General features: G+C 71.8%; 29 protein-coding genes. 9 read left to right on the top strand and 20 right to left on the bottom strand.

Annotated features, from left to right (window positions below; translation table 11 throughout):
• Positions 1-2: 2 nt before the first annotated feature.
• Both G3I41_RS21305 and G3I41_RS21300 read right to left on the bottom strand, forming a co-directional pair.
• Entirely contained in the window at positions 3-773 is a 771-nt protein-coding gene (locus G3I41_RS21305; RefSeq protein WP_164401997.1) for a hypothetical protein, read from the bottom strand.
• Positions 773-1,285, bottom strand: coding sequence for a hypothetical protein (locus G3I41_RS21300; protein WP_343242199.1), 513 nt, complete (start codon positions 1,283-1,285; stop codon positions 773-775). Before G3I41_RS21300 ends, G3I41_RS21305 begins: the two co-directional genes overlap by 1 nt.
• A 184-nt stretch (positions 1,286-1,469) precedes the next feature.
• On the opposite strand from G3I41_RS21300, the gene G3I41_RS21295 reads away from it, so the two are divergent.
• Positions 1,470-2,267 carry an SAM-dependent methyltransferase gene (locus G3I41_RS21295; protein ID WP_203601433.1) on the top strand — a complete coding sequence of 266 codons (798 nt, stop codon included), beginning with the start codon at positions 1,470-1,472 and terminating at the stop codon, positions 2,265-2,267.
• Positions 2,268-2,282: 15 nt separating this feature from the next.
• Here G3I41_RS21295 and G3I41_RS21290 read toward each other — a convergent pair whose 3' ends face one another.
• The 5 genes from G3I41_RS21290 to G3I41_RS21270 are packed head-to-tail and all read right to left on the bottom strand — an operon-like array spanning position 2,283 to position 7,851.
• A complete protein-coding gene (locus G3I41_RS21290) occupies positions 2,283-2,813 on the bottom strand; it encodes a hypothetical protein (RefSeq protein WP_164401996.1) in 531 nt (176 codons plus the stop codon).
• Positions 2,810-4,231 (bottom strand): HAMP domain-containing sensor histidine kinase, encoded by a 1,422-nt coding sequence (locus tag G3I41_RS21285; protein ID WP_164401995.1) that lies wholly within the window; start codon positions 4,229-4,231, stop codon positions 2,810-2,812. Before G3I41_RS21285 ends, G3I41_RS21290 begins: the two co-directional genes overlap by 4 nt.
• Entirely contained in the window at positions 4,228-4,941 is a 714-nt protein-coding gene (locus G3I41_RS21280) for a response regulator transcription factor (RefSeq protein ID WP_164401994.1), read from the bottom strand. Before G3I41_RS21280 ends, G3I41_RS21285 begins: the two co-directional genes overlap by 4 nt.
• 55 nt (positions 4,942-4,996) lie before the next feature.
• On the bottom strand, positions 4,997-6,691 hold the full coding sequence (gene murJ / locus G3I41_RS21275) for a murein biosynthesis integral membrane protein MurJ (protein ID WP_164401993.1): 1,695 nt from the start codon (positions 6,689-6,691) through the stop codon (positions 4,997-4,999).
• Entirely contained in the window at positions 6,688-7,851 is a 1,164-nt protein-coding gene (locus tag G3I41_RS21270) for a peptidoglycan bridge formation glycyltransferase FemA/FemB family protein (RefSeq protein ID WP_164401992.1), read from the bottom strand. Before G3I41_RS21270 ends, murJ begins: the two co-directional genes overlap by 4 nt.
• Before the next feature lie 222 nt (positions 7,852-8,073).
• Between G3I41_RS21270 and G3I41_RS21265 the strand changes: the two genes are divergently transcribed.
• On the top strand, positions 8,074-9,282 hold the full coding sequence (locus G3I41_RS21265; protein ID WP_164401991.1) for an Ig-like domain-containing protein: 1,209 nt from the start codon (positions 8,074-8,076) through the stop codon (positions 9,280-9,282).
• A gap of 86 nt (positions 9,283-9,368) precedes the next feature.
• Here the strand turns inward: G3I41_RS21265 and G3I41_RS21260 are convergent, their stop codons facing one another.
• The 12 genes from G3I41_RS21260 to G3I41_RS21205 form a co-directional block, all read right to left on the bottom strand.
• Positions 9,369-10,238, bottom strand: coding sequence for an amino acid ABC transporter permease (locus G3I41_RS21260; protein WP_164401990.1), 870 nt, complete (start codon positions 10,236-10,238; stop codon positions 9,369-9,371).
• Positions 10,235-10,879: an amino acid ABC transporter permease gene (locus G3I41_RS21255; RefSeq protein ID WP_164401989.1), complete on the bottom strand. Its 645-nt coding sequence runs from the start codon at positions 10,877-10,879 to the stop codon at positions 10,235-10,237. The genes G3I41_RS21260 and G3I41_RS21255 overlap by 4 nt, the downstream gene beginning before the upstream one ends.
• Before the next feature lie 16 nt (positions 10,880-10,895).
• Positions 10,896-11,807, bottom strand: a complete 912-nt coding sequence (locus G3I41_RS21250; RefSeq protein ID WP_164401988.1) for a glutamate ABC transporter substrate-binding protein — start codon at positions 11,805-11,807, stop codon at positions 10,896-10,898.
• Between the two features lie 14 nt (positions 11,808-11,821).
• Positions 11,822-12,565 carry an amino acid ABC transporter ATP-binding protein gene (locus tag G3I41_RS21245; RefSeq protein WP_164401987.1) on the bottom strand — a complete coding sequence of 248 codons (744 nt, stop codon included), beginning with the start codon at positions 12,563-12,565 and terminating at the stop codon, positions 11,822-11,824.
• Between the two features lie 135 nt (positions 12,566-12,700).
• On the bottom strand, positions 12,701-13,141 hold the full coding sequence (locus tag G3I41_RS21240; RefSeq protein ID WP_164401986.1) for a DUF6278 family protein: 441 nt from the start codon (positions 13,139-13,141) through the stop codon (positions 12,701-12,703).
• 110 nt (positions 13,142-13,251) lie between these two features.
• Positions 13,252-14,031 (bottom strand): exodeoxyribonuclease III, encoded by a 780-nt coding sequence (locus G3I41_RS21235; protein WP_164401985.1) that lies wholly within the window; start codon positions 14,029-14,031, stop codon positions 13,252-13,254.
• 48 nt (positions 14,032-14,079) lie between these two features.
• A complete protein-coding gene (locus G3I41_RS21230) occupies positions 14,080-14,739 on the bottom strand; it encodes an MBL fold metallo-hydrolase (RefSeq protein ID WP_164401984.1) in 660 nt (219 codons plus the stop codon).
• Between the two features lie 12 nt (positions 14,740-14,751).
• The gene (locus G3I41_RS21225; protein WP_164401983.1) at positions 14,752-16,029 is read right to left on the bottom strand and encodes an alpha/beta fold hydrolase; all 1,278 of its coding nucleotides are present in this window, start codon (positions 16,027-16,029) and stop codon (positions 14,752-14,754) included.
• 155 nt (positions 16,030-16,184) lie between these two features.
• Entirely contained in the window at positions 16,185-16,625 is a 441-nt protein-coding gene (locus tag G3I41_RS21220; protein WP_164401982.1) for a lasso peptide biosynthesis B2 protein, read from the bottom strand.
• Complete coding sequence (locus G3I41_RS21215; RefSeq protein WP_164401981.1) at positions 16,622-16,891, bottom strand: lasso peptide biosynthesis PqqD family chaperone; 270 nt, start codon at positions 16,889-16,891, stop codon at positions 16,622-16,624. Before G3I41_RS21215 ends, G3I41_RS21220 begins: the two co-directional genes overlap by 4 nt.
• Positions 16,888-18,702 (bottom strand): asparagine synthase, encoded by a 1,815-nt coding sequence (locus tag G3I41_RS21210; protein ID WP_164401980.1) that lies wholly within the window; start codon positions 18,700-18,702, stop codon positions 16,888-16,890. Before G3I41_RS21210 ends, G3I41_RS21215 begins: the two co-directional genes overlap by 4 nt.
• Positions 18,703-18,729: 27 nt before the next feature.
• Positions 18,730-18,873, bottom strand: coding sequence for a lasso RiPP family leader peptide-containing protein (locus G3I41_RS21205; RefSeq protein ID WP_164401979.1), 144 nt, complete (start codon positions 18,871-18,873; stop codon positions 18,730-18,732).
• A gap of 1,332 nt (positions 18,874-20,205) precedes the next feature.
• Between G3I41_RS21205 and G3I41_RS21200 the strand changes: the two genes are divergently transcribed.
• The 6 genes from G3I41_RS21200 (at position 20,206) to G3I41_RS21175 (ending at position 24,307) form a co-directional block, all read left to right on the top strand.
• Positions 20,206-20,790, top strand: coding sequence for a helix-turn-helix domain-containing protein (locus G3I41_RS21200; RefSeq protein WP_164401978.1), 585 nt, complete (start codon positions 20,206-20,208; stop codon positions 20,788-20,790).
• A gap of 13 nt (positions 20,791-20,803) precedes the next feature.
• Positions 20,804-21,013 (top strand): hypothetical protein, encoded by a 210-nt coding sequence (locus tag G3I41_RS21195; protein ID WP_164401977.1) that lies wholly within the window; start codon positions 20,804-20,806, stop codon positions 21,011-21,013.
• 128 nt (positions 21,014-21,141) lie between these two features.
• Entirely contained in the window at positions 21,142-21,381 is a 240-nt protein-coding gene (locus tag G3I41_RS21190) for a hypothetical protein (protein WP_164401976.1), read from the top strand.
• 18 nt (positions 21,382-21,399) lie between these two features.
• The gene (locus tag G3I41_RS21185; RefSeq protein WP_164401975.1) at positions 21,400-21,864 is read left to right on the top strand and encodes a hypothetical protein; all 465 of its coding nucleotides are present in this window, start codon (positions 21,400-21,402) and stop codon (positions 21,862-21,864) included.
• Positions 21,865-21,959: 95 nt separating this feature from the next.
• Positions 21,960-23,189 carry a metallophosphoesterase gene (locus G3I41_RS21180; RefSeq protein ID WP_164401974.1) on the top strand — a complete coding sequence of 410 codons (1,230 nt, stop codon included), beginning with the start codon at positions 21,960-21,962 and terminating at the stop codon, positions 23,187-23,189.
• Positions 23,190-23,284: 95 nt separating this feature from the next.
• Entirely contained in the window at positions 23,285-24,307 is a 1,023-nt protein-coding gene (locus tag G3I41_RS21175) for a helix-turn-helix domain-containing protein (protein WP_343242198.1), read from the top strand.
• On the opposite strand, the gene G3I41_RS21170 is transcribed toward G3I41_RS21175, so the two are convergent.
• Positions 24,289-24,687, bottom strand: coding sequence for a nuclear transport factor 2 family protein (locus G3I41_RS21170; RefSeq protein ID WP_164401973.1), 399 nt, complete (start codon positions 24,685-24,687; stop codon positions 24,289-24,291). The two genes, G3I41_RS21175 and G3I41_RS21170, sit on opposite strands and share 19 nt — an antisense overlap.
• Before the next feature lie 244 nt (positions 24,688-24,931).
• Between G3I41_RS21170 and G3I41_RS21165 the strand changes: the two genes are divergently transcribed.
• Positions 24,932-25,802, top strand: an 871-nt coding sequence (locus G3I41_RS21165; RefSeq protein WP_164402010.1) for an AfsR/SARP family transcriptional regulator, incomplete at its 3' end; no start/stop codon positions are given.

Genomic DNA, 25,802 nt, shown 5'->3' with positions numbered 1-25,802 from the left:
GGCTACCGGCCGAGGCCTTCCGCGGTCCGCTCGCCGCCGCGCAGCCGCCGGCGCAGCCCGCCGAGCATCGGCATGGTCAGCCCGGCGAAGAGGAAGAGCACGGCGAGCCCGCTCAGTGCCGGGCTGACCGCCTCCTCGACGTCGAGCGACCAGGGGCTGCCGAGTGCGTGGCAGACGAGGTACGACCCCTTGGACACCGTGTAGCCGACGCCCAGGACGGCCGCGAGAGCGCCCAGGGTGAAGCCGGCGCCGCTCCAGGGACGGGTGGTCCGGCACCGGCGGGCGGTGCGGCCGCACAGGAAGACGAGTTCGCCGCAGGTGATGAGTACGTAGAAGAGGTAGACGAGCAGGTAGGGGGTCACGGACGAGTGGCCGGCGTACGCCGTGGTGAACTCGACGTCCTGGCCGTTCGTGGTGAGGAAGAGCGGAACCATCACGGCCAGGACGACGACCGCCACGCACACGCGCTGGTACATGGCGGCACGCAGGTACTCCGGACGGTAGGCCAGGTCCACCATCGTCAGTTGCAGGGCCGCGCACCAGAGGATGGCGCAGACGTGGGCCACCAGCTTCCCGGCGTTGTCCAGGCCGGTGACCTCCTCCGCCGTCCTGGCGACCGCGGGTACCGCGAAGAAGACGCCCACGGTGCACACACCGAACGCCACGGCGATCAACCAGGTGAACGCGCGCGGGTGATGCACGGCTCTCCGGGCACAGAGCGCGGTGGCGATCACTCCCGCGACGGTGCAGGCGCCGAATATCATGCCGTCCATCAGAGACCTTCCAATGCGTCGGCCGCGTACTGGGCGGCTTCGGTTTCGGTCCGACGTCGTCGGGCCCGCTTCGGCCTCCCGGCGCTCGGCCTGTCGTCGGGCACGGACGGGAGGCCGAGGGTTCTCCGCCGCTGTTCCAGCTGGGCGGCCACCTCGCGCACCTCGCTCTCCGGCAGTTCGCTCAGCAGAGCGAGCACACGACGGGCCAGGGGGTCCTCGAAGGCTTCCAGGGCCGCGAGGTCGTCGTAACCGGGGTGCGGCAGCAAGTAAGCCGGCGGCACGTCGCCGAGAGCCCGGCACAGGGCGAGGACCGTCTTGATCGTCGGGTTGTCCTGCTGGCCGCCGGCGAGCTTCGCGATGAGCGCGAACGATGTCGTCGCGGGCGGGTCGGGCAGGTCCTCGACGGCCTGCGAGAGGGTGCGGGAGACGAATGCCCTGCCCCGTGCGTCCTTCCGGTGGGCCATCAGCGACTTCAGCTTGTGCGCGAGCGAGAGCGGTCGCGGGTGCCGCACTTCGGCGGCAGTGCCGCTCCGGGGCTCTCCCTCGTCACAGCTCGCACTCACGTGGTGATCTCTCTCGCCCTCATCGATCTTGCTCTTGTGTACTTTAGTTGACACGCCGTCGGGCGCACGGGCAGGATCGCGGCATCGGCAGACTCTGGAATCCGACCGCGGCGGCCGCCGAGAGGAGCGCCACTTGAGGCAGCACGGCTTACCCGTCCCGGTGATCGACACCGGCCGACCTCACTCCGCAAGGATCTACGACTACCTGCTCGGCGGCAAGGACAACTACCGGGTGGACCAGCAGGCCGGTGACGAGCTCCTCGCCGCCGCGGCCCATGAGCGAGCCGCCGCACGGGCCGGCCGCGCCTTCCTGGAGCGCGCCGTCCGCCATGTCGTCGGCGCGGGTCTGCGGCAGGTCCTCGACATCGGCACCGGGCTGCCCCACTCCCCCAATGTGCACGAGGTCGCCCTCGCGGCGGCGCCCGACGTGCGCGTCGCCTACGTGGACAACGACCCGATCGTCGTCGCGCACGCCGACGCCCTGCTGCGCGGCTCCGGCGTGGTCGGCGTCGCGCTCGCCGACCTCCGCGACCCGCAGGCCGTCGTCGAGCATCCCCAGGTCCGCGAGGTCATCGACTTCGACCGGCCCGTCGCGCTGCTCCTCACCTCCGTCCTCCACTTCCTCACCGACGCGCAACGGCCCGGAGAGGTCGTCGCCACGCTGCGCGACGCGCTTTCGGACGGCAGTTGCCTGGTGCTCTCGCACGCCACCGACGACTTCGCCGACTGCCGTGCGGCCCAAGCCGTCTACGCCCACGCGACCACGCCCCTCACCCCGCGCTCCCACGCCGAGATCGAGGAGTTCCTCGGCGGGTTCGAACTCCTGGCACCCGGCCTCGTTCCCGTGCCGTCCTGGCGACCGGACGCACCGTCCACCGCACCGCCTGCCACGATCGGTGTCTACGGAGCGGTCGCCCGCAAGGCCGGCTGAGGGACGGGAGCGCGGTCAGACCGAGCAGTGCGTGGGGCCGATGACCCCGTCGGTACCGGTCACCGTGACCACCTCGGTCCGGTCGGCGGTACCGGCCGTGGCCGCGGTGCAGACGAGCTGCTGGCGGGCCGCCTGGGAGAGCCTGGTGACCGGGATGCTCACGGTGGCCTTCACCCCCTCCGCGCTCAGCTCGATGGCGGCCCTCACCCGCCCGCTGGGCAGTTCCGTGCGCAGTCCGGCGTCGTGCTCCGACCTGGTGGGCCCGTCGAAGAGCAGGTACAGCGCGGCCGACGCCCCGGTGGGCCGGTCGTCCGCCCATGCCTCGCCGTCGACCTCCCCCACGGGGCTGACGGTCCGGACGACCGGCAGCAGCCGGGACGCGGAGGACGAGGACACGAAGTACAGCAGGGCGCCGCGCTGGCCGGCCGGGGCCACCTCCACGGTCGCCGGTTCACCCGCCTCCACGACGTCCGTCGCGCGGATCCCGCACCCGGGGGCGAGCAGCAGCACGGGCAGCAGCGCGCCGAGTACGCGCCCGCCCCTCACCGCTCCCCCAGCGGCAGCTCCACGGTGAACACCGCACCGCCCCCGGGACGGTTCGCCGCGCCGACCGTCCCCCCGTGCAGCCGTACGTTCTCCTGGGCGATGGCGAGGCCGAGGCCGCTGCCCGCCGACCGGGCCCGGGCCGCGTCCGCCTTGTAGAACCGGTCGAAGATGTGCGGGAGCACCGCCGCGTCGATGCCCGGCCCGCTGTCCTCCACCTCCACGACGAGCCGGGCGCCTCCCCGCACCCGTACGGTGACGGGCTCCGCGCCGTGCCGCAGGGCGTTGCCGACCAGGTTGGCGACGACCACGTCGAAGCGGCGCGGGTCGAGCACGGCCCGTACGCCGTCGGGCAGTTCGGTGGTGACCCGGTCCTCCCAGCGGCGGCCCTGAAGGGTCTTGCGTACGGTCTCGGCGACGTCGACCTCATCGAGGTGCAGCTCGGCCGCTCGGGCGTCGAAGCGGGATATCTCCATCAAGTCCTCGACCAGGGTGGCCAGTTTGCCGGTCTCCGTGCTGATCAGGCGGACGGCGGCGGCGGTGTCGGGGCGCAGTTCACCGGCGTCCTCGTCCAGGACCTCGGTGACGGCGAGCATACCGGCCAGCGGGGTGCGCAGTTCGTGGGAGACATCCGACGCGAAGCGCCTGGCCCGCTCCTCGGCCCGGCGCAGCTCCTCGACGGAATTCTGAAGCTTGGTGGACGACTCGTTGAACGTCCAGGCGAGATCGGCGAGTTCGTCGGAGCCGCGCACCGTGATCCGGGTGTCGAGCTCACCCCTGCCGATGCCCGCCGCCGCGCGGCGCAGCTCGCGGACCGGACGCAGGACGCTGCGGGCGGCGAGCAGCGCGGGCACCAGGGCGACGAGCAGGGCGGGCAGGGCGCCGTCGCGGGCGGCGGTGACCATGGCGGCCACATTGGCGTCCTCGGTGGACAGCGGCATCACGGCGTAGAGGACGAGGCCGGTGGGCTGCCTGCCGTCGCCCCGGTTGAACAGGGCGGGCATGCCGACGGTCAGCCACGGTTTGCCGTCCTTGACCACGCGCTGGAAGGAGCCGTGGGCGTCGGCCAGGGAGGCCGAGCGCAGCGCGGCGGTGATCACCCCGGAGGAGGGCCGGTCCGAGGAGGAGGCCCGCAGCTCGCCGTACTCGGCGAACACGGTCCAGCCGCGCCCGCCGCCCGCGCGGGCGAGCCCGAGGCAGACCCGGCGCAGCTGCTCGCTGTCGATGGGCAGGGTGACGGCCTGGGCACTGACCCGGTCGCGGAACTGGGCCACGGTGGAGTCCTGCGCCTGCTGGAGGATCGCGGAGCGGGCCTCGCGGTAGGTGAGCGCGGCGGTGGTGGCGGCGCTGACGGCCGCGACGAACAGGAACGCCGCGATGAGCCGGGTGCGGAGGCCGAGGCGGGCGGCGAACAGTTTCACGTGAGGGGACGCCCTGCCGGCAAGGCGCCTCCCAGGGGTCCGAAGCGGTAGCCGAAGCCTCGGACCGTCTGGATGTAGCGGGGGCTGCCCGGGACGTCCTCGATCTTCTGACGGAGGCGGCGGACGCAGGCGTCGACCAGGCGGGCATCGCCGTGATAGCTGTGCTCCCACACGTGTTCCAGGAGCTGCTGGCGGCTGAAGACCTGTTCGGGAGAGGCCGAGAGATGGAGCAGCAGCTTCAGTTCCGACGGGGCGAGGAGCAGCCGTTCGCCCGCCTTGGCGACGGCGAGGCCCGCGCGGTCGACGGTCAGTTCGCCGTGGGACTCGCTGCCGCCGCGTCCGGCCGGGACGGCGAGGCGGCGCAGCACCGCCCGGATGCGGGCCTCGATGACCTCGGTACGGGCGGGCTTGACGATGTAGTCGTCGGCGCCGGCCTCCAGGCCCACGACCACGTCGAAGTCGTCACCGCGCGCGGTCAGCATGATCACGGGGAGCTGGCTGGTCTCCCGGATGCGGCGGCACACCTGGACGCCGTTCATGCCGGGCAGCATCAGGTCGAGGAGGACCAGGTCCGGCCGGAACTGCCCGAGCGCGGCGAGCCCGGCCTCGCCCGTGCCGACGGCCCGCAGCTCGTGGCCGCGCCTGCGCAGGCCCAGTTCGACCCCTTCGCGTACCGAGGGATCGTCTTCTATGAGGAGCACGCGAGGCATGGCGTCAGTATCCCAGCGATCAAGGAATGGGTTCGAACGGACGGGCGAGGCTGATTCAGCCGCGCCGGAGCCGCCCCCGGACGGCGTTCAGCGCGGCACTCACCTCGGTGAGCCGCAGCGGCCGGGCGAGCCCCGCCACGGCCAGCGCGAGGACGGCCGTCCCGGCACCGAGCGCGGCGAAGTCCCCGAGGCCCGAGCCCTCCGTGTCGACGGCGCGGGCGGCCCCGTACGCCAGCGCCCCGGCCGGCACACAGGCGGCCACCAGCCGCACATGCGCCCAGAGCCCGGGCGAGCGGGCGAGCGAGGGTCGCGGCGCACCGCGCGGGGAGAGCCTGCGGTGCAGCACGTACGCGGTGACGGCGAAGCCGGTGAGCAGGGCCGCGGAGTACGCGCCCGCCATGCCGGTCACCGCCCAGCGCGCGGGCAGCGTCAGATAGGCGACGACCGAGAGCCCGGCGTTGAGGGCCGCGATGACCAGGTTCAGCAGAAACGGGGTGCGGGTGTCACTCATCGCGTAGAACCCGCGCGAGAGCACGTACTGCCCGGAGAAGGCGATGAGCCCGGGGGCGAACGCAGCCATCATGCCCGCCATCACCGTGATGTCCGCCGGGCCGGTGTGCCCGTAGCCGAAGACCGAGCCCATCACCCAGGGCGCGAGCACCAGCAGCAGGGCGGCGGCCGGAACCACCACGGCGGCGGAGGTGCGCAGCGCGTACGAGAGGTCCCGGCGCACCCCGGCGAGGTCGCCGCCCGCCGCCGCGCGGCTCATGCGGGGCATCAGCGCGGTGACGAGGCTGACGGTCACGATGCCCTGGGGCACGACCCAGAGCTGGTAGGCGTAGCTGTACGCGGTGTAGCCGGCACCCCCCGCGAGGTGCTGGTCCGCGGCGTGCTGGCCGCTCGCGGTGGAGAGGCGGGTGATCACCCAGTACGCGGCCTGGTTGGTGAGGACGAGCATGACGAGCCAGCCGGCGGCGCGCAGCGGCCGGGTCAGTCCGCTGCCGCGCCAGTCGAACCGGGGCCGCCAGCGGAACTTCGCGGCGCGCAGCGAGGGCACCAGGGCGAGGCTCTGCACGGCGATGCCCGCCGTGGTCCCCCAGCCCAGCCACTGCGCCTGCGCGGAGGTGAGGGTGCCGTCGGAGCTCGCCGCCGTCCAGAGGTAGAGCCCGAACACGGCGATGATCACGAGGTTGTTGAGGACCGGCGTCCACATCATCGCGCCGAACCGGTCGCGGGCGTTGAGCACTTGGCCGAGGAGCGTGAACAGCCCGTAGAAGAGGATCTGGGGCAGGCAGTAGCGGGCCAGGGCGATGGTGAGTTCGGCCTGGTCGCCTTCGTAGGTCGGTGCGTACACCTGGATGATCAGAGGTGCGCCGAGGACGGCGAGCGCGGTGAGGGCGAGCAGACCCACGGTGCACAGGGTGAGCAGGCGGTCGGTGTAGGCGGCCCCGCCGTCGCCGTGCTCCTTGGCGGCCCGGACGAGTTCGGGGACGAAGACCGCGTTGAGGGCGCCGCCGATGAGCAGCATGTAGAGGATGTTGGGCACGGTGTTGGCGACCGAGTAGCCGTCGGCCCGCAGTCCGGTGCCGAGCGCGGCGACGACGACCGCCGAGCGGACGAACCCGGTGGCCCGCGAGACGACGGACCCGGCGGCCATGACCGCACCGCTGCGCAGCACCGAGCCGGAGCCGCGCGCGCCGCTCGTCTGCTCGGGGGCGACCGCCTCCGGGGCGGCTCCGGCGGCCGTCATCGGCGTGCCAGGTACGCCTGGAACGCCCGGTACAACGTGTTGTTGGCGGCTCCGCCCACCGATGTCTCCCACTCTCCGAGGGTCTCGACGACCTCGCCGCCGGTGCCCAGCTTCCAGCGCAGCAGCCCGAAGGGCCGGTCATGAGGATCGAGGGTGGAGGATACCCCGCGCATGTCGTACACCTCGGCGCCGCCTTCGAGGGCGTCGCACATCATCCGCCACTGCAGGGCGTTGCTGGGGCGGACCTCGCGGCGGTGGTCGGCGGAGGCGCCCGTCTGGTACCAGACCCGCCGGCCGGTGCTGATCATGGTGTGGGCGGCCAGGATCTCCCCGTCGTGCACGGCGAGGCAGAGCTTCATCCGGCCGGGCTCCTCGGCGTTGAGCGCGGCGTACTGGCGCTGGTAGTAGCCGAGCGAGCGGCCGAGCCGGAAGCCGTCGCGTTCCTCGGTGATCCTCAGCAGCCGGTGGAATTCGGGCAGTTCGGCGGCGCTGCCGGTCACGATCCGCACGCCGGCCTTGTGCGCGCGGCGGACGTTGCGGCGCCACTCCTGGTTGAGCCCGGACCACAGGTCGTCGGTGGTGCGCCCGGCGAGCGGCACCCGGAAGACGTACCGGGGCTGGGCGTCCGCGTCGTCGCCGTCCCCGCCGCAGCGCCGCCAGCCGCGCGCCCGGAGCCGGTCGGCCACGGCCGCCCCGAGCGGGTCGACCTCGCTGGCCAGGACGTCGCCGACCGTGCGCCCGGGGCCGGTGGCGGCCTTGAGGCGGGCGCCGGTCCAGCGGCGGTAGGCGGGTCCGGGGCCGATGCGTACGGCGAACGCCCCGGCCGCGCGCAGGTGCGCGAGCAGGGGGCGCAGCCATCGGTCCATTCCGGGGTCGGCCCAGTCGGCGGCCGGGCCCTCCGGGAGGTAGGCGAAGTACTTCCGGGTGCCCGGGAATTGGCGGTACAGGACGAGCGCGCTGCCGTTCAGGGTGCCGTCTTCGTCGTGCCAGCCGAGCCTTTCCGAGGACCAGCCCTCTTTCACCCCGGCCCAGGAGGGGTACTGCAGGAAGCTGGCGTCCGCGAGCGTGGCCAGATGGGCTCGGTGCTCGTCCGCCGTGAGGCCGTGGATGCGTAGGTCCCGTTCCCTGCTGCGGTCTCCGGTCGCTAGCAGCGCTGACATGTCGGTGGCCCTCCCTCGTGGGCCCCGCGTCTGCTCCGCGGGGCTGCACAGGATGCTCACAGCGGTCCGTGACGGGTCCGCGCGCCGAATGTGACCGGACGATGACCGTTGCGCCGCACTTCCCGTCACACAGGGAATTCCCGCTTTTCCGCGGATTTTCGGAACCTAGGCTCCGGTGCGTTCCTCTTCACCGATGACCGAGCACGGCCCCGGAGGTTTCCGTTGATTCCCGCATTCCTGACACCGGCGCGCCCGCCGCGCCCCGCCCGGCTCGCGCTGACCGCCGGCTGCGCGGTGCTCGGCGTCACCCTCACGGCCTGTTCCGGCGGGGCCGCCGCTTCGGACAAGAACGGGGACGCGGCCCCCTCGAAGGCGGCGGCGCCGGCCTCGATCTCGGTGACCCCGCACGGCACGTCGGCCGTCGCGGGTGAGCCGGTGACGGTGACCCTGGCGGCCGGGAAGCTGCGCGAGGTGACCGTTTCGGCCGGGGAGGACGGCGCGCTCACCGGCCGGATATCCGCCGACGGCCGGACCTGGACGTCCGACCGGGTGGCGGCGCCCGGCACGGCGTACCGGGTGGAGGCGCGCGACACCTCGGGCGGCAGCGACACGGCCTCGTTCACGACGCGGGCGGCGGGCAAGGTGAACAAGCTGACGCTGGCGCCCGGCAAGAACACGACGGTGGGCATCGCCCAGCCGCTGTCCATCGTGTTCGACAACCCGGTCAAGGACAAGGCGGCCGTGGAGAAGGCCCTCAAGGTGTCCACCTCGAACCACACCGAGGGCTCCTGGGGCTGGCTGCGCGACTACTCGGGCCGCGACCGCGTCGACTGGCGCCCGAAGGAGTACTGGAAGTCCGGGACGCGCATCACGCTCGACGCCGAGCTGAACGGCGTCGACTCGGGGCCCGCGGGCGGCTTCTTCGTGCGGGACTACGCGACGACGTTCACGGTGGGCGCGAGCCAGGTGGTGAAGGTGGACCTGGACCGGCACCGGCTGGCCCTCGAGCGGGACGGGCGCACGGTCATGGACGTGCCGGTGTCGGGCGGCACCCCGGGCGGCGACAAGCGGTCGTGGCGCGGGACGGCCGTGCTGATGGCGAAGGAGGGCACGATCAACATGCGCTCCGAGACGGTGGGCCTGGGCCACACGTACGACAAGATGGTCGACTACTCGATGCGGCTGACCTGGTCGGGCATGTACGCCCACGCCGCGCCGTGGAACGCGGCGTACTTCGGGCGCGCCAACCACAGTTCGGGATGTGTCGGGATGAGCGACGCGGACGCCGCCGCCCTCTACCGGCAGGCCCGCGTCGGCGACCCGTTCGAGATCACGGGCGCGGAGACCAAGGGCACGGTCGCGGAGGGCAACGGCTACGGGGCGTGGAACGTCTCCTGGGACGCGTGGCGGACGAGGAGCGCCCTCGGCTGACCGGTCCGCCGGCGCGCAGCTGACCTTCCTCCCGCGTGCGAGAAGTGATCACCGGCTGCTGCCGGGCGGACCTTGCTCCCGTCCCTCTACCGCCCTCCCGGCATGAGCGTGCCGGGCTGTGCCGGTCCGACGCCCACCGCCTCCGTCTTCGGATTGCGCCGTTGCCGCCTCGCCACCCAGGTGGCGAACCAGGAGAGCAGCATGCACATCCCGATGTAGATCGGTGAGATCACCATCACCACGGGGATGAAAGGCAGATCGTAGTCCAGATTGGAGGCGATGAGCTTGCCCGCCTGGAGGAATTCCTCGTACGTGATGAGGTAGCCGAGCGACGTGTCCTTCAGGGCCACCACCAGCTGGCTGATGATGGTGGGAAGCATCGCGCGGATCGCCTGCGGCGCCAGGACGAAGGTGGTGACCTGCGTCTTCCGCATGCCCAGCGCGTACGCCGCCTCGCGCTGGCCGCGCTCGACGGAGTTGATGCCGGTACGGAACACCTCGGCGAGCACCGAGCCGTTGTAGAGCGTCAGTCCGGCGACCAGCGCGGGCAGCGGCTGCACCTTCAGCGCCACGAAGATGAAGAAGATCATCACCAGTACGGGCATGGCACGGAAGAACTCGACGAGGACCGTCGCCACCCAGCGCACCGGGCGGTGTGCGGACAGCCGCCCGACCGCGAGGACGGCGCCGAGGGCCAGGGAGAGGACGGCGGCGTAGGCGAACGCCTTGAGGGTGTTGCCGAGTCCGCGGAGCAGGAGTTCCTGGATGCCCTTGTACTCGAAGGGCGTCCACTTGGCGGCGGTGAACTGGTCGGTGTCGAAGAGGAGATAGATCACCCAGCCGATCAGAGCGAGGATGAGGAGCGTGGACACGATTCCGTAGAGGCGGTGCCGTTTGCGGGTGTGCGGCCCCGGGATGTCGTACAGGGCGTTGGCGGGTGCGGAGTGAGCGGTCATCGGGCGACTCCCCAGCGCTTCTCCATGACGTGGAAGAGCGCGCTGATGGCGAGGGTGATGATGAGGTACCCCACGGCGATCCACACGAAGGTCCAGATGATGCTGTAGCCCAGCTCGTTGAGGGTCTTGTAGGTGCCGAGGAGTTCGGTGACGCTGAAGGCCCCGGCGATCGCGGAGTTCTTGGCGAGCGCGATGAGCGTCGAGCCGATCGGCGGGATCACCGAGCGGAACGCCTGCGGCAGCACGATGGCGCCGAGACTCTGCCCGAAGGTCATCCCGAGACTCCGCGCCGCCTCGCCCTGCCCGGTGGGCACGGTGTTGATGCCGGAGCGCAGCACCTCGCAGATGAACGCGGAGGTGTAGCAGCCCAGCGCGAGGATCGCGAACACGTTGAACGGCAGGACGAGCCCGAAGCGCGGCAGGCCGAGGAGCACGGCGAAGAAGAGCAGGGTGAGCGGGGTGTTGCGCAGGACCGTCACCCATACGGTGCCGAACACCCGGAGCGAGCCGACGGGCGCCACCCGGAAGGAGGCCATGACGAAGCCGAGGACCAGGGCCAGGATCGAGGCCCAGACGGTGAGTTCGAGGGTGCCGAGGAAGCCCTTGCCGTAGAGCGAGAAGTTGTCGGTGAGTACGTCCATGGGGCGGGCCGTCCTCTCAGTTCGCGGGGTAGCGGTCGATGGGCGGCGGCTTGGGCGCGGGCGCGCCGGACAGGCCGAGGGTCGCCTCGAACGCCTTCTTCCAGTTGCCGTTCTTCTCGTTCTCCTCCAGCGCGTCGTTCAGTGCGAAGCGCAGCGCGTTGTCGCTGCGCGGTACCCCGATGCCGTACGGCTCCTCGGAGAAGGGCTTGCCGACGACCTTCATCTCGTCGGGCGCCTTGGCGGCGAAGCCCAGCAGGATCGCGTCGTCGGTGGTGACGACGTCCACCTGGAACGTCAGCAGGTTGTCGACGCAGATCGAGTACGTGTCATAAGCGACCAGCTTCGCCTTCGGGTAATCGGCGGCGATCCGCTGGTACGGGGTCGAGCCCGCGGCCGAGCAGACCGTCTTGCCGGCCAGGTCCTGCGGGCCGTGGATGTCGTTCTCATCGGTGCGCACCAGCAGTCCCTGGCCCGCCATGTAGTAGGGACCGGCGAAGCCGACGAGCTTCTTGCGCATGTCGTTGATGGTGTACGTACCGACGTAGTAGTCGATCTGCCCGTTCTGGAGGGCGGTCTCGCGGTTGGCGGAGGCGATCGTCTTGAAGCGGATCGTCTTCGGGTCGAAGCCCAGCGCGGCGGACATCATACGGGCGATCTCGATGTCGAAGCCGGAGTAGACGCCGGTCGCGGGGTCCTTCTCGCCCAGGTAGGGCTGGTCCTCCTTGGCGCCCACCCGGAGGTAGCCGCGTTTCTTCGCGTTCCGCCAGGTCCGGGAGTCCGGCAGCCGGAAGCCCTGGTCGACCTGGTAGACGGGCAGCTGGTCGGCCTTCGGCCCCTTGACCGGCGGGCTGCCCTCCTTGCCGCAGGCGGCGGCGAAGAGGGCGAGCAGGAGGCCGGCACAGACGGCCAGCAGTTTCCTCGTACGCAATTCAGGGCCTCCCGTCAGTGCTTGAGGATCTTGGACAGGAAGTCCTTGGCCCGGTCGCTCTCCGGGGAGGTGAAGAAGTCCTCCGGGGTGCGGTCCTCGACGACGCAGCCGTCGGCCATGAAGACGACCCGGTTGGCGGCGGAGCGGGCGAAGCCCATCTCGTGGGTGACGACGACCATGGTCATGCCCTCGCGGGCGAGCTGCCGCATCACTTCGAGGACTTCGTTGATCATCTCCGGGTCGAGCGCCGAGGTCGGCTCGTCGAACAGGAGCGCCTTGGGGTCCATGGCGAGGGCGCGGGCGATGGCGACGCGCTGCTGCTGCCCGCCGGAGAGCTGGGCGGGGAACTTGTCGGCGTGCGCGCCGAGCCCCACCCGGTCCAGGAGTTCGCGGGAGCGCTGGTCCGCCTCGTCCTTCTTCCGCTTGCGCACCTTGACCTGGGCCAGGGAGACGTTGGCGAGGACGCTCTTGTGCGCGAAGAGGTTGAACGACTGGAAGACCATGCCGACTTCGGCCCTCAGCTGGGCCAGTCCCCGGCCTTCCTCGGGAAGGGGTTTGCCGTCGATGGTGATGTGGCCCGACTCGACGGTCTCCAGCCGGTTGATCGTCCGGCAGAGCGTCGACTTCCCGGAGCCGGACGGGCCGATGACCACCACCACCTCCCCGCGGCCGACGGTGAGATTGATGTCCTGCAGTACGTGCAACTTCCCGTAGTACTTGTTGACGTCTCGCAGCTCGATCAACGGATCGACGGCCATACGCTGCCCTACCCACTTGTCGCTCGGTCGAGGTCAGCGCAAACTAACCAGCCCGGCAAGGGACTTCTCGACCGACACGCACCAATGGGGCAAAAGGATTCTTATCGCTTCGCGCAGTTCGCCGCGTGCAGTGGGTCAGCCCTCGGCGGACTCCGCGTACACCTGGGAGAGCTCGGGGCTGCCGGACATCGCCCAGTCCAGGCCCGACGCGACCACGTCGATCTCACGGCCCGAGGCGAGCCGCACCACGGGCTGACCGCTCGGCCAGACGTGCCAGTGCGCCCCGGCGACGTTGCGCACCAGGACCGTGCCGAGGTAGAGCCCGGCGTCGTTGCCCAGCCAGGGCAGTTCCTCCGGGTCGTCGCGCCAGCGGGGCACCAACTGGTCGAGGGCCGTCAACGAGGCGGGGCTGTCGTCCAGTTCGATGCCGTACTCCCCCACCCGGACCCGGAGCAGCTCGCACTCGGCGAGCAGTTCGGCCACGCCCTCCGGATCGGCGTCGGCGGCGCCCGCGAGGCCCGTCTTCCGGGCCCCGTCGTGACGCTTACGCCAGTTGTCCAAGAAAGGGATGTTCATACCACTCAGAATCGCATCCCGGCGCACCCGCGCACCACAGGGCGCGCGGCCTGTCGTTCGAGCGCCGAACAGCGCTCGGTCACCGGGCGTTCACGGAACACCCGGGCCCGTCAGAGGTCGAGGTCCACGACCACCGGTGCGTGGTCGGAGGCGCCCTTGCCCTTGCGCTCCTCGCGGTCCACGTAGCTGTCCTGCACGGCGGCGGTGAAGGGGGCGTTGCCGTAGACGAGGTCGATGCGCATGCCCTTGTTCTTCGGGAAGCGCAGCTCGCGGTAGTCCCAGAAGGTGTACGGGCGGTCGTACTTCAGCGGGCGGGGCATCACGTCGGACAGGCCCTCGGCGCGCAGGGCGGCCAGGGCGTCGCGCTCGGCGGGCGTGACATGCGTGGCCCCCTCGAAGAGGGCCGGGTCCCAGACGTCCTCGTCGGTCGGGGCCACGTTGAAGTCGCCGAGCACGGCGAAGGGGGCCGCGCCGGCGGCGTCGGCCGCCACGGCCTCGCGCAGCGCCTCCAGCCAGCGCAGCTTGTACGCGTAGTGCTCGTGGGCGACCTCGCGGCCGTTGGGCACGTACACCGACCAGAGGCGCACCGGACCGCACGTCGCGCTGATCGCGCGGGGCTCCTGCGCGGTCTCGTAGGCCGGCCCGCCGGGCAGGCCCATCACGATGTCGGACAGGCCGGCGCGGGAGATCAGCGCGACCCCGTTCCACCGCCCGTTGGCGTTGACCGCGGACTCGTAGCCCGCCTCGCGGAGCGCGTCGGCGGGGAACTGCTCGGCGGTGCACTTGGTCTCCTGGAGGCACAGCACGTCGGTGCCGCTGCTCTCCAGCCAGGCCAGCAGCCTCGGCAGGCGGGCGGTGATCGAGTTGACGTTCCAGGTGGCGATGCGCATGTACGTAAACCTAACGCCTGCCACTGACAGCCGCCGGGGCGGCGGCCGTCACAGGCCCGTCGAGTCGCCCGGAGTCATCCGGGCATGGTCGGAACCGCCCAGCTCGCCGATCTGCCGGTCGTAGATCGGCCGGGCCAGGTCGGTGAGGAGCGCGTCGTGGATGTCGATGGCGCGGCGCGGCTTCACCTCGCGCACGTAGTCGATGACCTCGGAGATCTTGTTCCACGGGGCCATCACCGGCAGCAGCAGCGTGTCGACGGCCCGGCCCGGCACCGTCAGGGCGTCGCCGGGGTGGAAGACCTGGCCGTCGGCCAGGAAGCCGATGTTGGTGACGCGTGGGATGTCCGGGTGGATCACCGCGTGCAGCTCTCCGTGCACCTCGATGTCGAAGCCGGCGGCCGAGAAGGTGTCGCCGTGGCCGACCGTGTGGACGCGCCCCGGGAAGGCCGCGCTCAGCCGCTCGGCGACGCTGCGCAGGGTCCAGACCCGGGCCGCCGGGTCGGCTTCGAGACCGGCCCGGATCCGCCCCTCGTCGAAGTGGTCGGGGTGCTCGTGCGTCACGAGGATCGCCTCGGCGCCGATCGCCGCGTCGCCCTCCGAGAAACCGCCGGGGTCGATGACGAGCGTGCGCCCGTCCTTCTCCAGGCGGATGCAGGAGTGCGACTGCTTGGTCAGGGTCGGCGCGGCGTTCTCGGTGTGGCTGCTCATGGCTCCATCCTGCTACGCGGGCGGCGTCGTTTCCGCCCGAATCACCGACTGCGCGATCGTGAAGGCGGCGCTCGCGGCCGGAACCCCGCAGTACACGGCCGTCTGCATCAGCACCTCGCGGATCTCGGCGGGCGTGAGGCCGTTGCGGAGGGCCGCCCTGGTGTGCGCGGCCAGGCTCTCCATCCGCCCGGAGGCGACGAGCGCGGTGAGGGTGACGGCCGAGCGGGTGCGCCGGTCCAGCCCCTCCCGGCTCCACACCTCGCCCCAGGCGTACCGGGTGACCAGCTCCTGGAAGTCTCCGGTGAAATCGTCGGCGTCGGCCAGGACCCCGTCCACCTGCGCGTCTCCCAGCACCTCGCGCCGCAGCCGCATGCCCGGCGCGTACGGGTCGGGGCGCCCGCCGGCCGCCGCCTCGGGGGCCGGCCCGGCGGGGGCGATCTCCGCGACGGGCTGGACCGGGGCGGTGAGCCGGGGCACGGAGTCGGGCATCGGGATGGCCGCCTGGGTGTCCTGCCAGGCGGTGGAGAAGTGGGTGAGCAGGAGATCGGTGACCGCCCCCGGCTGCTCCACGGGCGCCAGGTGCGAGGCCCCGGGCACCAGCGCAAGCCGGGCGTCCGGTATCCCCGCGACCAGGGTGCGCGCGTCACCGGGCCCGGTCACCCGGTCCTCCGCCCCGACCACGACGAGGGTGGGGACGGGGATGCGGCTCAGTTCCGTACGGACGTCGAACGCGGCCAGGGCCTCGCAGGCGGCGATGTAGCACCCCGGGTCGGTGGTCCGCACCATCTGGACGGCCCACTCCACGATGGCGGGCTGCGCCGCGGCGAAGGCGGGCGTGAACCAGCGCTCGGGCGCGGTGCGCGCCATGGGCTCCAAACCGTTCGTACGGACGATGACGCCGCGCTGCCGGAACTCGTCGGCGCTGCCGAACCGGGGCGAGGCCGCCACCAGTGCGAGCGCGGCCACCCGGTGCGGGTGCCGCAGCGCCAGGTCCGCGCCGATCGCCCCGCCGATGGAGCACCCCGCGTACCCGAACCGCTGGACCCCGACCCCGTCGAGCGTCGCGAGCAGCCGGTCACCGAGGTCCGCCACGGCGGTCGCGGGCCGGGCGGGGGCGCCGCCGTGGCCGGGGAGGTCGTACCGGAAGACTCTCCAGTGCCGGGTGAGCTCGGGTATCTGGCGGTCCCACATATGCCAGGTGGTACCCAGTGAGGGGCCGATGACCAGGACCGGGGCGTCTTCCGGCCCGTCGAAGCGGTATTGCAGGGTGTTCGGTGGTGTCTCGCTCACCCTTCCGAGCCTCTCATCTGTCACGCGATGTCACAGCGCCGGGGTGGGCCTGGGGCCTGTCCGGCGGATCTGCGTGGGTCAGCCCGCCCTCCGCGACCGCTCCGTCACGCGACGAGCCTGTCCGTAGCCGATCACACCACTGAGTGCTCCCGGCCCTATCGCGGCCGCTTCGCCGCCAGGCCATCGGCAGGCCCGACCGCCAGGAGTGTCCGGAAGTGGCCCGCTGGATACGGTTCTCCCACCGGAGCCCCCTCGACTTCGACCCAGGCATGGGCCGCGAAAGGGTTCGTACGGACGCCCGTGCACCACGTGGGCCACGTGCCGCGCGCCCGGCACAGAAGGGCGGTTGCCACCGAACGCTGCAGGCATGCCTGTCCCGCGCATCGCAGGCTGACGGCGACCACGGCCGCGCGTGCCGCCGCGGCCTGGTCCGCGGTGGCCGGTGCGGCACGGCGGCGGGCGAACTCCAGTACCGCGCGCAGCCTGGATGGAGAGAGCCTGCTGAGGATTCCGGCGACGGACACGGCCAGGAGAGGAACCACTCTGCGGTACGGCGGCAGCCGATCACGGCGGGACAACGCCACTGGGATGCTCATCGGCGCTCCCGCAACAGGTCCGCCGAGCACAGCGAACCCAGGAGGACCGCGATGTCGTCGCGAGCGCGCGTGGCGGAGATGGAGCGCTGGGAGGCGAGGGTCTGAGCCGCTTCCTCGCTGGTCTGGCCACTGGTCAGGCTGCGGAGGACGGAGAACCCCGTGGTGTTCAGCTGCCAGTAGCGACCGGTGCGTTCATGGAGAAGTACGGCTCCGTCGTCCGTCTCGGCGAGGGATACCTGCGGGTTGAGGATGTAGGTGACGCTCATGTCTGTTTGTGCCGTCCTTCGTTTCGCGCGAGGTCGCGTGCGGCCCGGAACCAGGTTTCGCAACCGAGGAGGTGCTCGATGGCGAAGTTCCTCCCCAGGTCGGCCTGGGGCGTGAGCAGTTGTGTGCGGACCGCGTCTGCCGAGATCAGGCCGGCCTTGGCGAGTTCCGAGCCCTCGAAGAGTTCCAGGAGCTCGTCGAGGCTGCGGCTGAACCCGACACGAAGGTCCTCGTCGAACGAGCCCTTGGTGGTTCGGGTGCGCACGCGTTCGGGCAGCACGTCCCGCATGGCCGCGGCCAACAGGGGCTTGTACTCCCATGGTGTGCAACGCTCGTGCACCCGTACGGCCAGAGCAGCCTCCACGACGCGGTCGTCCAGGTAGGGCTGGTGGAGCCGGATCCCCGCCTGGCCGAAGAGCCCGGCGAACTGCCGGTACGCCGGCGCCGTCGCCCGCAGGGCCACCAGGAACTGATGTTGGCCGCGATCAGCAGCGAGGGGGCGGGCGTTGTCGGCCGTCTTCCGCAGCTCCGACCTGGCGGCGTCGACCGCTGCGTCCGTCACCCAGACCGGGGCACGCAGCGGCATCAGACCCCATCCCAGTGGCGGGTGCCGGGGCGCCGGAGCAGGGTCGGTGAGGGAGTCGGCCTGGCCGCGCCACCAGTCACCTACGGAATCCGCGCGGGCGAGCTCGGCAAGCGTCCCGCGCAGGGGCCAGCGATTGAGGGCCCGGTAGCCGCGCAGGTGACGCACCGCGAGTCGCGGGCGACGGCGCAACAGCCGGTGCAGATAGCCGGGAAGCCTGCCGAACAGTTCGTCCGCGCCGTGGCCGGCCAGGTGCGCGCGCGAGCCGCGTTCGGCCAGAAGGCCGGCCGTGTGTTTCATGCGGGCCAAGGTCCGCGCGAACAGGTACGGCTGTTCGGTGTCCGCCAGGTCTGCGGGGTGCGCGAACAAGGCGGGAAGTTCGCGCTGTGCCACGACCATGTGGGAGGCGTGCTCCAGCAGAGCCGCCGAGTGCTCCGCGAAGGCCGCGTCGTCGTTCCCCGAGTCCGCCTCGGCCCACCGGAAGGTGAGCAGGTCAGGGGTTTTCCGGGCGCCGAGGAAGCACAGGGCGGTGGAATCCATGCCGCCGGACAGATCGGCACTCAGCAGCCCCTGGCCGGCGGTGCGGCCGTCCACGGCCTCCTCGAGTGCGGCATGGACCGCCGATGCGCCACGCTCAAGCGGGAGTTCGGGCTCCGGTGGCCGCCACCAGGGGATCTCCCGCGCGCGACCGCCCGTGAGGAGCAAGCGGTGATCGTCCGGGACGGCGCGGATCCCGGACCAGACGCTGGCACTGCCGAGTGGAGCCGGGAGTAGACCGCCGGTCGCCAGCCGTGTCGCCAGCACACCTTCGTCCACGCCCGCGCCGGTCAGCAGCGCCAAGGTGTCGGGGCGGTCCGACGCGACGGGATGTCCGTCCACCCGGCTGTGGAAGACCTGGCGCAGGCCCGTGATGGTGCCGTGGACACTCGTCCCCTCGGGAGAGGCGACGATCAGGTGGTAACTGCCGGGCAGTTCCCGGGCCAGGGCACTGGCATCGGAAGGTGACCGCACGCGTTCGACGAGCCGGGTGAGCCGTGTGGTGGTGACCGGACAGTGTCCGATCACCACCACACATACCGAGCCCGCCTGGACCCGGACCATTTCGTCCGCATCCCACCGGCCGACCAGCCAGGGCTTGCCCGAGGGGTGGGTCATGACCTGTGGCGACTCGAAGAGCCACGTGGGGTCGGTGGGGCAACCGTCGGGCAGGACGACGAACCCGGTGCTCATGTCACTCCATCAGGGTCGGTCGGCTTCTTACCAGCCCTGCTTGCCGAGGACGTCGGAGTGGTCGCTGCCGAAGCCGAGCGTGTCCTCCGAAAACTCCCCGACGGCCGTCAGCGCGGGCGGCTCGTAGCCCTGCTGCACCGACGACTCCTCGCGCTGCTGCTGGTTCTCCATCGTGTTCTCCTTCCATACGGGCCCCGTGTGGGGCCACCGGGCGTGAACCGCCCGGAGTCCGAAGTTGTTGCCCGGCCCATGCGCCGGGCGTCCAGGCAGGTCCGAGGTCCACGCGCGTCACCGCGCAAGCGGCGCGTGACACGAGCTCGTCGGAGCGCTCTGCTCCGGCGTGACCGGTAGGGCGGCCGTTTGCGGAGTGAGGACTCGGCCGTGGAGCCTGGACGACGTGTGCGCTGAGGGAGCCGCTGCTGTCGCTCTGGTCCGAGGAGGCGCCGAGGCCGCGGCTGGTGGCGGACCGGCTGTGTCCGCAGGACCTTGTACGTGCCCACCGAACCACCCCTGCGCCTGCGGCCGTGGTGCACCTTCGGGCAGATCTGCCGGCGGCGTCCTCGACGCCGGCAACAGGCTGGAGACTGCGACCAGCGCCGCATCCGGCTCGCCGAGCTGAAGGCGGCCGGCGAACCGGACTGGTACCGGGCGTGCGTGGACGGCTCCCACGGTCGCGTGAGACAGGGGCGGCCGACACCGGTCTCTCACCGGTCGACCGACGTAAATGGGCAGCGAACACCACCTGATCTGTGACGGAATCGGTAGCCCCCGGAGGAAGGCAACGGAAATGACGCCCCAAGAACACGTTCCCGACACCTCACATGAGGCGGCCCCAGGTGCGCTCTATTCGATCCGTCGGATGATCGAGCGTGCAGCCGAAGCGGAATTCACGGACGTTCTGCGGCCGGCCCGCCGATGCGCGTCGGGGGCGGAATGCAGCTCATGCCGAGCTCACACCGGATGCGAGCACCACCGGGCAGGCAAGGACGCGTCGACTGCGTCGCATGTCAACTACCGCACCGTTCGGCGGTGCGATGTACGGCACGACACCCAAGACTCCACTCCCGTCCCCTGTGGGAAAACGCGGCGTTGGATTGTGTCGCGCCCCCGGTTTTCTTTCGATCAAGAGACTCGCATCTCCGAAGATCTTCGCACAACCTTGCGAGCCCTAGATGGCCGAAACACATCCCGCAAGATTGCTTAACCACCCTTTCCAAAGGGGGGACGAGAATGCAGAAATCGGCTACTCAAAGTAGCGCCATCCGAGGGAACACGCGGCATACTGATCACTTACCGTAACGCTCCCGGCACGCCCGGGCAGACCACTGCAGCCGGCGGCGGAGAGATCGGCAAGAAACGATCGCCCCGGCTCGGCTCACCGACCTGTCCGGCCCACAGGGCAACCGGCGGATCGGGCGATCGGGCGGCACGGAGCAGAGGCTGCAAAGAACTAGTTGCAAAGAAGTGCTTGCAACCGAGTCTTTGCATGGCTACCTTGGAGCCATGGAAGAACAGCCCGACGGACTGACCCGCACGCTCGACGCCCGCTCGCTGCGTGGGCTCGCCCACCCGCTGCGCATGCGGCTGCTGGACGCGCTGCGCTTCGACGGACCGGCCACCGCATCCCAACTCGCCGCGAAACTGGGCGAGTCGAGCGGCGCCACCAGCTACCACCTGCGCCAGCTCGCGGCACACGGCTTCATCAAGGACGCCCCCGAGCACGGCAAGGGGCGGGAGCGCTGGTGGCAGGCGGCGAGTCAGGGGCTGACCTTCGACGACTCCCTGCTCAACCACTCCAGCCCGGAGGTGCGCGGGGCCGCCGAGATGTACCTGCACGAGGTCGCGCACACCCAGGCCCGGGACCTGTCGACCTGGCTCGGCGACCGGAACGCCTGGCCCGAGGAGTGGCAGCGCACCTGGGACATGAGCAGCGCGACCCTGCGGCTGACGCCCGAACTCGCCGGCGAGCTCATCGGAAAGATGCACGCGCTCATCGACGAGTACCGCGACCGGATCACCGACGAGGCCGGGGACGACAGCACCCGCGTACGCCTCCACACCCATGCCTTCCCCCTCACCACCGAGTAAAGGAGACCCACCGATGCATCCCCACGCCCACCTCGCCGTGCACCACGCCCGCACCGCCGAACTCCGCGCCGAGGCAGACGTGTACCGCCTCGCCGCATCCGCCCGGGCCCCCCGCGCACTGCGCACCCGTCTCGGCTGGACCCTGATCGAGGTCGGCCTGCGCCTGACCTCCTCGCCCTCCCCCGCCCCGTCCCGGGCCGCGGTCGCCCTCTCGCGGGGGTAGGGGCCGGCGGCTGCCGGTCGACCGCCGCAGCGACTGCCGCCCGGCGCACGGGACAGCCCTTAGCGTGCCGCGCATGTGGCGGGCCGCATCCGAGCGGCCGGACCATGTCCGCAGCCAAGGGAGTCCCCATGAAGAAGAACTCGTCCCGGACGGCGGCGGCCACCGCCGCCGTGGCCCTCGTCGCCGCCGGTGTCCTGGTGGCCGGATCGGCCACGGCCACCGCCGCCCCCGTCGAGCGCGTCACCTCGCTGGAACAGCTGAAGGCGAGCATCCGGCAGGCCGCCGATCAGGAGTCCGGCGCGGCCCTGGGCATCGACCCGACCGGCTACATCAGCCAGAACAGCGCGGCCTCCCGCGCCGCCTGCTGACACGGAGGGCCGAGGACCGTGGACGAGGACGAGTCCCCGACGAGCTGGTGTCCCAGCGGTGACGCGCACGCGCCCGAGGCGGTCGTCCTGGGTGTGCGGTCCGGGCCGGAGGGCCGGGTCGCCTATCTGGCCGACCCGGTGCCCGCCTCCCAGGTGCTGGGCGACGTGCCCGAGGGCATCGACCCCCGGCGCATCCTGCGGTTCGCCTCGCACTGCGTCAGCGGCTGCGCCAACCGGCGGGGCGACGACTGCGCCCTCGTGGAGCGGGTGGTCGCCGCCGCGCCGAGGGCGGTCGAGGCGGCCGTGCCGCGCTGCCATCTGCGGACGAGGTGCCAGTGGTGGACGCAGAGCGGTGTCGAGGCGTGCCGGCGCTGTCCGGCGGTCTCGACCCGCCATCACGCCGACGACGCACTCGCCGGACTGATCGCGGACCCCACGACCACCCGCGAGCAGCTGGACGCCTGGATCGCCGCCGCCGGCTGACCCTCCGGCCGCCGGGCCGTGGTGACCGTATCCGGCCCTCGGGGGCGACCGGGTACAGTGCCCGGCGGCATTCCGGCCGCCCGAGGAGGGGAAACGTGACCGACACCAGCGAGGCCCCGTCCGCGGACGGCAAGGCGGCGGCAGGGCCGCCGAGCCGGGTACGGCGCCTGATGCGTTACATCCCCCTGGTCGCCCCGGTCCTGCTGTGGGCCGTGCCGTGCTGGGTGCTGCTGTACGCCGGGCAGCACTGGCCGCTCCCCGTCACCGTGGGCGGCACCTGTCTCTTCGGACTCGGTCTCGTCACCATGCCGGTCGCGATGATGCGGGGACACGGCAGGCGGCAGCAGGACCGGGCGGCGATCGTCGGGGACAGCCTGCTCGGGTCCGTCTGGGTGCTGTTCACCTGGTCCGTGCTGCTCGGTGTGCTGCTGCGGCTCGCCCTGACGGCGGCCGGAGCCGGTGACGGGCAGGACCGGGCCAGGATCGTCACCTGGTCGGTGCTCGCGGCCGCCGCCCTCCTGCTCGGCTGGGGTTACGCCGAGGCGCGCCGGGTGCCGAGGGTGCGCCGGGTCGAGGTGCGGCTGCCGCGCCTCGGGCCCGGCCTGGACGGCACACGGGTGGTCCTCATCACCGACACGCACTACGGGCCGCTGGACCGGGTCCGCTGGTCGGAGCGGGTGTGCGCGGAGGTCGACGCGCTGGAGGCGGACCTGGTCTGCCACACCGGTGACATCGCGGACGGCACCGCCGAGCGCCGCCGCTCCCAGGCCGCGCCGCTCGGCACGGTGCGCGCCGCCCACGCCCGCGTCTACGTCACCGGGAACCACGAGTACTACAGCGAGGCCCAGGGCTGGGTGGACCTGATGGACGAGCTGGGCTGGCAGCCGCTGCGCAACCGCCATGTGCTGCTCGAACGCGGCGGCGACACCCTCGTGGTCGCCGGTGTGGACGACGTCACCGCCGAGTCCTCGGGCCTGGCCGGTCACCGCGCGCACCTCGCCGGGGCGCTGGACGGCGCCGATCCGGACCTGCCGGTCCTGCTCCTGGCCCACCAGCCGAAGTTCATCGACCGGGCCGCCGAGGGCGGCGTCGATCTCCAGCTGTCGGGCCACACCCACGGCGGCCAGATCTGGCCGTTCCACTACCTGGTCCGCCTCGACCAGCCGGCCGTCGCCGGGCTGAGCAGCCACGGCGACCGCACACAGCTGTACACCAGCCGGGGCACCGGCTTCTGGGGCCCGCCGTTCCGTGTCTTCGCGCCCAGTGAGATCACCCTGCTGGTGCTGCGCTCCCCGGACGGACCGGCCGGAACCACCGCTTCCTGACCTGCGGTGGGCCGTGGTGCCGCTTGTCGCCGTCTCGGCCGGTCCAGCAGACTGCACTCGGCCGGAGACCGACGTCCTCCGCCGGCTGAGCAGGCGTGACGGGGGTGTGTCCGACGGTGTGGCAGGAGATGGCGGCGGCCGAGATGGCGCCGGACAACCGGTTCGAGTGGTTCGAGCAGGTGGTGTCGGACGTCCTGCTGCCCACGGAGTTCCGCGCCGCGGACCCGGGCCGCTTCGACGCGCGGGGCGGGATGCTCGGCCTGGGCACCGTACAGCTGGCGCGGTTCAGCTACGGGCCGCTGCGGTCGCGCAGGACCCCGGCGCTGATCCGTAGAGGCGATCCGGAGCAGTACCAGCTGGCGCTGGTGACCCGCGGTTCGGCGTGGTTCGCGCAGCAGGGCGGCGAGGCCGAACTGGGCGTCGGCGGAATGGCGTTGTGGGACACCTCGCGTCCGTACGAGTCGGGGTCGGGGACCGACGGGCGCGAGGTCGAGGTGCTCGTCCTCCAGATACCGAAGGCCCGGATGCCGTTGCCGTCGCAGCGGGTGGACCGGATCCTCGCGCGGTGTGTTCCGGGCGACGCGGGGATGGGCGCGGTTCTGGCCGGCTTCCTGACGAACCTCGCCGCCACGGGGGCCGGCTGCACACCCCGACAGCTCGGCGTGCTCGGCGAGATGGCCGTGGACCTGGCGGCTTCCTGTCTGGCCGACCGGATCGGCTCCTTCCCCGTGGAGGCGCCCGCCGAGCTGCGGGCGCACGTCCTGCTGCGGCGGGTCAGCGCCTTCATCGACCGTCACATCGGGGATCCCGGACTGTCGCCCAGCCTCATCGCCGCCCGCCACCACCTGTCGTTGCGCAGCCTGCACGCCCTCTTCCGCGACCAGCCCGAGAGCGTCGCCGCGATGATCCGCCGCCGCCGGCTCGACGGCTGCCGCACGGACCTGGCCCGCCCCGAGCTGCGCCGGGAGCCCATCCAGGCCGTCGCCGCCCGTTGGGGCTTCACCGACGCGACCGTGTTCAGCCGGGCCTTCCGCGCGGCGTACGGGATGGCGCCGCGCGACTACCGCGCCGACGCCCTGCGCTCGGCGGGCGGAGCCGGTCAGGGCAACGCGTGGTAGTAGCGGACGCAGGACTCCACCATGCCGTCCTCGGCGATGCGGAAGAAGTCCACGAAGCGCACGCACGCGTCATCGGCGCCCGGGCCGAAGCGGCGCCCCGCGGCCACCACGTTCCGGGCGTGCGCGACGACGTGGTCGATCACGTGGCGGGCCGGGGGCCCGAGGTGGTCGCGGTGGGCGTGCAGGAACGCGATCCGGCCATGGGCCGTAGGGGCGCCGGGCAGGTCCAGGGCGATCCGGTCGTGCAGCAGCGAGGCGCACCCGTCGAGGTCGCCGGCGTCGAGGTATTCGTAGACGAGACGGACGTGGTCGGCCCCCGCGGCGGTGACCAGGTCGCCCCCCGCGTACGGGGCGCTGCTCGTCCAGGCGTCGGTGTGCATGTGGACGCCTCCTTTCTCCTTCGCCCGGCACTCTTCCGGGTCGCGCCAACCCCCGCCTATCGCGCCGCTATCCGCCGGTCGGTCACGCTGAGCACGCAGGATGGACAGATGCGTGAGGATTGTGAAAACTGAGGCGACGTTGGTCCCGGAGTATCAACGCGCTTACGAGCTGGGGGTCTCGGTGGCCGAGGGTACGACGCACACGGTCCAGGATGCCCCCGGCGCGGTGGGGCCCCCCTTCCAGCTGCTGGGCCCGCTCCAGGTGCGCGGCAAGGACGGTCCGCTGCGCGTGCCGCCCGGGCGGCAGGAGGTCATCCTCGCCGCGTTGCTGCTCGAAGCGAACCGGGTCGTCAGCACGAACTACCTGGTGGACCTCATCTGGGAGGACAATCCGCCGGAGACCGCCCGCACCCAGGTGCAGATATGCGTGTCCCGGCTGCGGAAGCTGCTGGCCGGCGCGGACAGCACGGTGTCGATATCGACCCGCCCGCCGGGATACGTCCTGCACGTGGACACCGGGGACGTGGATTCGCTGCTCTTCACCGGACTGGTCGCGATGGCCAGGCGGCAGCGCGACGAGGGCGAGTCCGAGAAGGCGGTGGCGCTCCTGAAGTCCGCGGTGGCACTGTGGCAGGGGCACTGCCTGACCGGTCTGGACAGCGCCCCGCTCGCCAACAAGGCACGCCGGCTCGACGAGGAGCGGCTGAGCGCCGTCGAGCTGCGGATGCAGTCGGAACTGGAGCTCGGCCGGCACGACCGGCTGGTCGGTGAGCTGCAACTCCTCACGCACGAGAACCCGTTGCGGGAACGGCTGCGGGGCCAGCTGATGTGCGCCCTGTACTGGTCCGGCCGGCAGGCGGAGGCGCTGGAGGCGTTCCGGGACGGGCGCCGGATCCTCGGCCAGGAGCTGGGGCTCGAACCGGGCCGGGAGCTGCGCCGCCTGGAGGCGGCGATCCTCGCCGGTGAGCTTCCTCCACCGGTACGGGTGCGGGCGTCCCGGCCGGGGGGTGACGAGGCCGCGTCGGGTGCGGGCCCCGCCGAGACCGCCGCACCCCGGCAGCCGTCCGACGGCACCGGCCGCGCCGTGCCCCGTACCGACGCGGGCAGCGACGGCA

Origin of the sequence: Streptomyces sp. SID9727 (genome assembly GCF_010550605.1) — a bacterium.
Lineage (GTDB): Bacteria > Actinomycetota > Actinomycetes > Streptomycetales > Streptomycetaceae > Streptomyces.
Note: the sequence above shows the minus strand (reverse complement) of the source record. Positions and strands in the feature narration are given on the sequence as shown.

What these genes read in the sequence shown, in the direction of transcription:
- G3I41_RS21305 (WP_164401997.1), bottom strand. Translation starts at nt 773, where the DNA reads ATGGACGGCATGATATTCGGCGCCTGCACCGTCGCGGGAGTGATCGCC.
- G3I41_RS21280 (WP_164401994.1), bottom strand. Translation starts at nt 4,941, where the DNA reads ATGCCTCGCGTGCTCCTCATAGAAGACGATCCCTCGGTACGCGAAGGG.
- murJ (WP_164401993.1), bottom strand. Translation starts at nt 6,691, where the DNA reads ATGACGGCCGCCGGAGCCGCCCCGGAGGCGGTCGCCCCCGAGCAGACG.
- G3I41_RS21270 (WP_164401992.1), bottom strand. Translation starts at nt 7,851, where the DNA reads ATGTCAGCGCTGCTAGCGACCGGAGACCGCAGCAGGGAACGGGACCTA.
- G3I41_RS21260 (WP_164401990.1), bottom strand. Translation starts at nt 10,238, where the DNA reads ATGACCGCTCACTCCGCACCCGCCAACGCCCTGTACGACATCCCGGGG.
- G3I41_RS21255 (WP_164401989.1), bottom strand. Translation starts at nt 10,879, where the DNA reads ATGGACGTACTCACCGACAACTTCTCGCTCTACGGCAAGGGCTTCCTC.
- G3I41_RS21245 (WP_164401987.1), bottom strand. Translation starts at nt 12,565, where the DNA reads ATGGCCGTCGATCCGTTGATCGAGCTGCGAGACGTCAACAAGTACTAC.
- G3I41_RS21240 (WP_164401986.1), bottom strand. Translation starts at nt 13,141, where the DNA reads ATGAACATCCCTTTCTTGGACAACTGGCGTAAGCGTCACGACGGGGCC.
- G3I41_RS21235 (WP_164401985.1), bottom strand. Translation starts at nt 14,031, where the DNA reads ATGCGCATCGCCACCTGGAACGTCAACTCGATCACCGCCCGCCTGCCG.
- G3I41_RS21230 (WP_164401984.1), bottom strand. Translation starts at nt 14,739, where the DNA reads ATGAGCAGCCACACCGAGAACGCCGCGCCGACCCTGACCAAGCAGTCG.
- G3I41_RS21220 (WP_164401982.1), bottom strand. Translation starts at nt 16,625, where the DNA reads ATGAGCATCCCAGTGGCGTTGTCCCGCCGTGATCGGCTGCCGCCGTAC.
- G3I41_RS21215 (WP_164401981.1), bottom strand. Translation starts at nt 16,891, where the DNA reads ATGAGCGTCACCTACATCCTCAACCCGCAGGTATCCCTCGCCGAGACG.
- G3I41_RS21210 (WP_164401980.1), bottom strand. Translation starts at nt 18,702, where the DNA reads ATGAGCACCGGGTTCGTCGTCCTGCCCGACGGTTGCCCCACCGACCCC.
- G3I41_RS21205 (WP_164401979.1), bottom strand. Translation starts at nt 18,873, where the DNA reads ATGGAGAACCAGCAGCAGCGCGAGGAGTCGTCGGTGCAGCAGGGCTAC.
- G3I41_RS21200 (WP_164401978.1), top strand. Translation starts at nt 20,206, where the DNA reads ATGGAAGAACAGCCCGACGGACTGACCCGCACGCTCGACGCCCGCTCG.
- G3I41_RS21195 (WP_164401977.1), top strand. Translation starts at nt 20,804, where the DNA reads ATGCATCCCCACGCCCACCTCGCCGTGCACCACGCCCGCACCGCCGAA.
- G3I41_RS21190 (WP_164401976.1), top strand. Translation starts at nt 21,142, where the DNA reads ATGAAGAAGAACTCGTCCCGGACGGCGGCGGCCACCGCCGCCGTGGCC.
- G3I41_RS21170 (WP_164401973.1), bottom strand. Translation starts at nt 24,687, where the DNA reads ATGCACACCGACGCCTGGACGAGCAGCGCCCCGTACGCGGGGGGCGAC.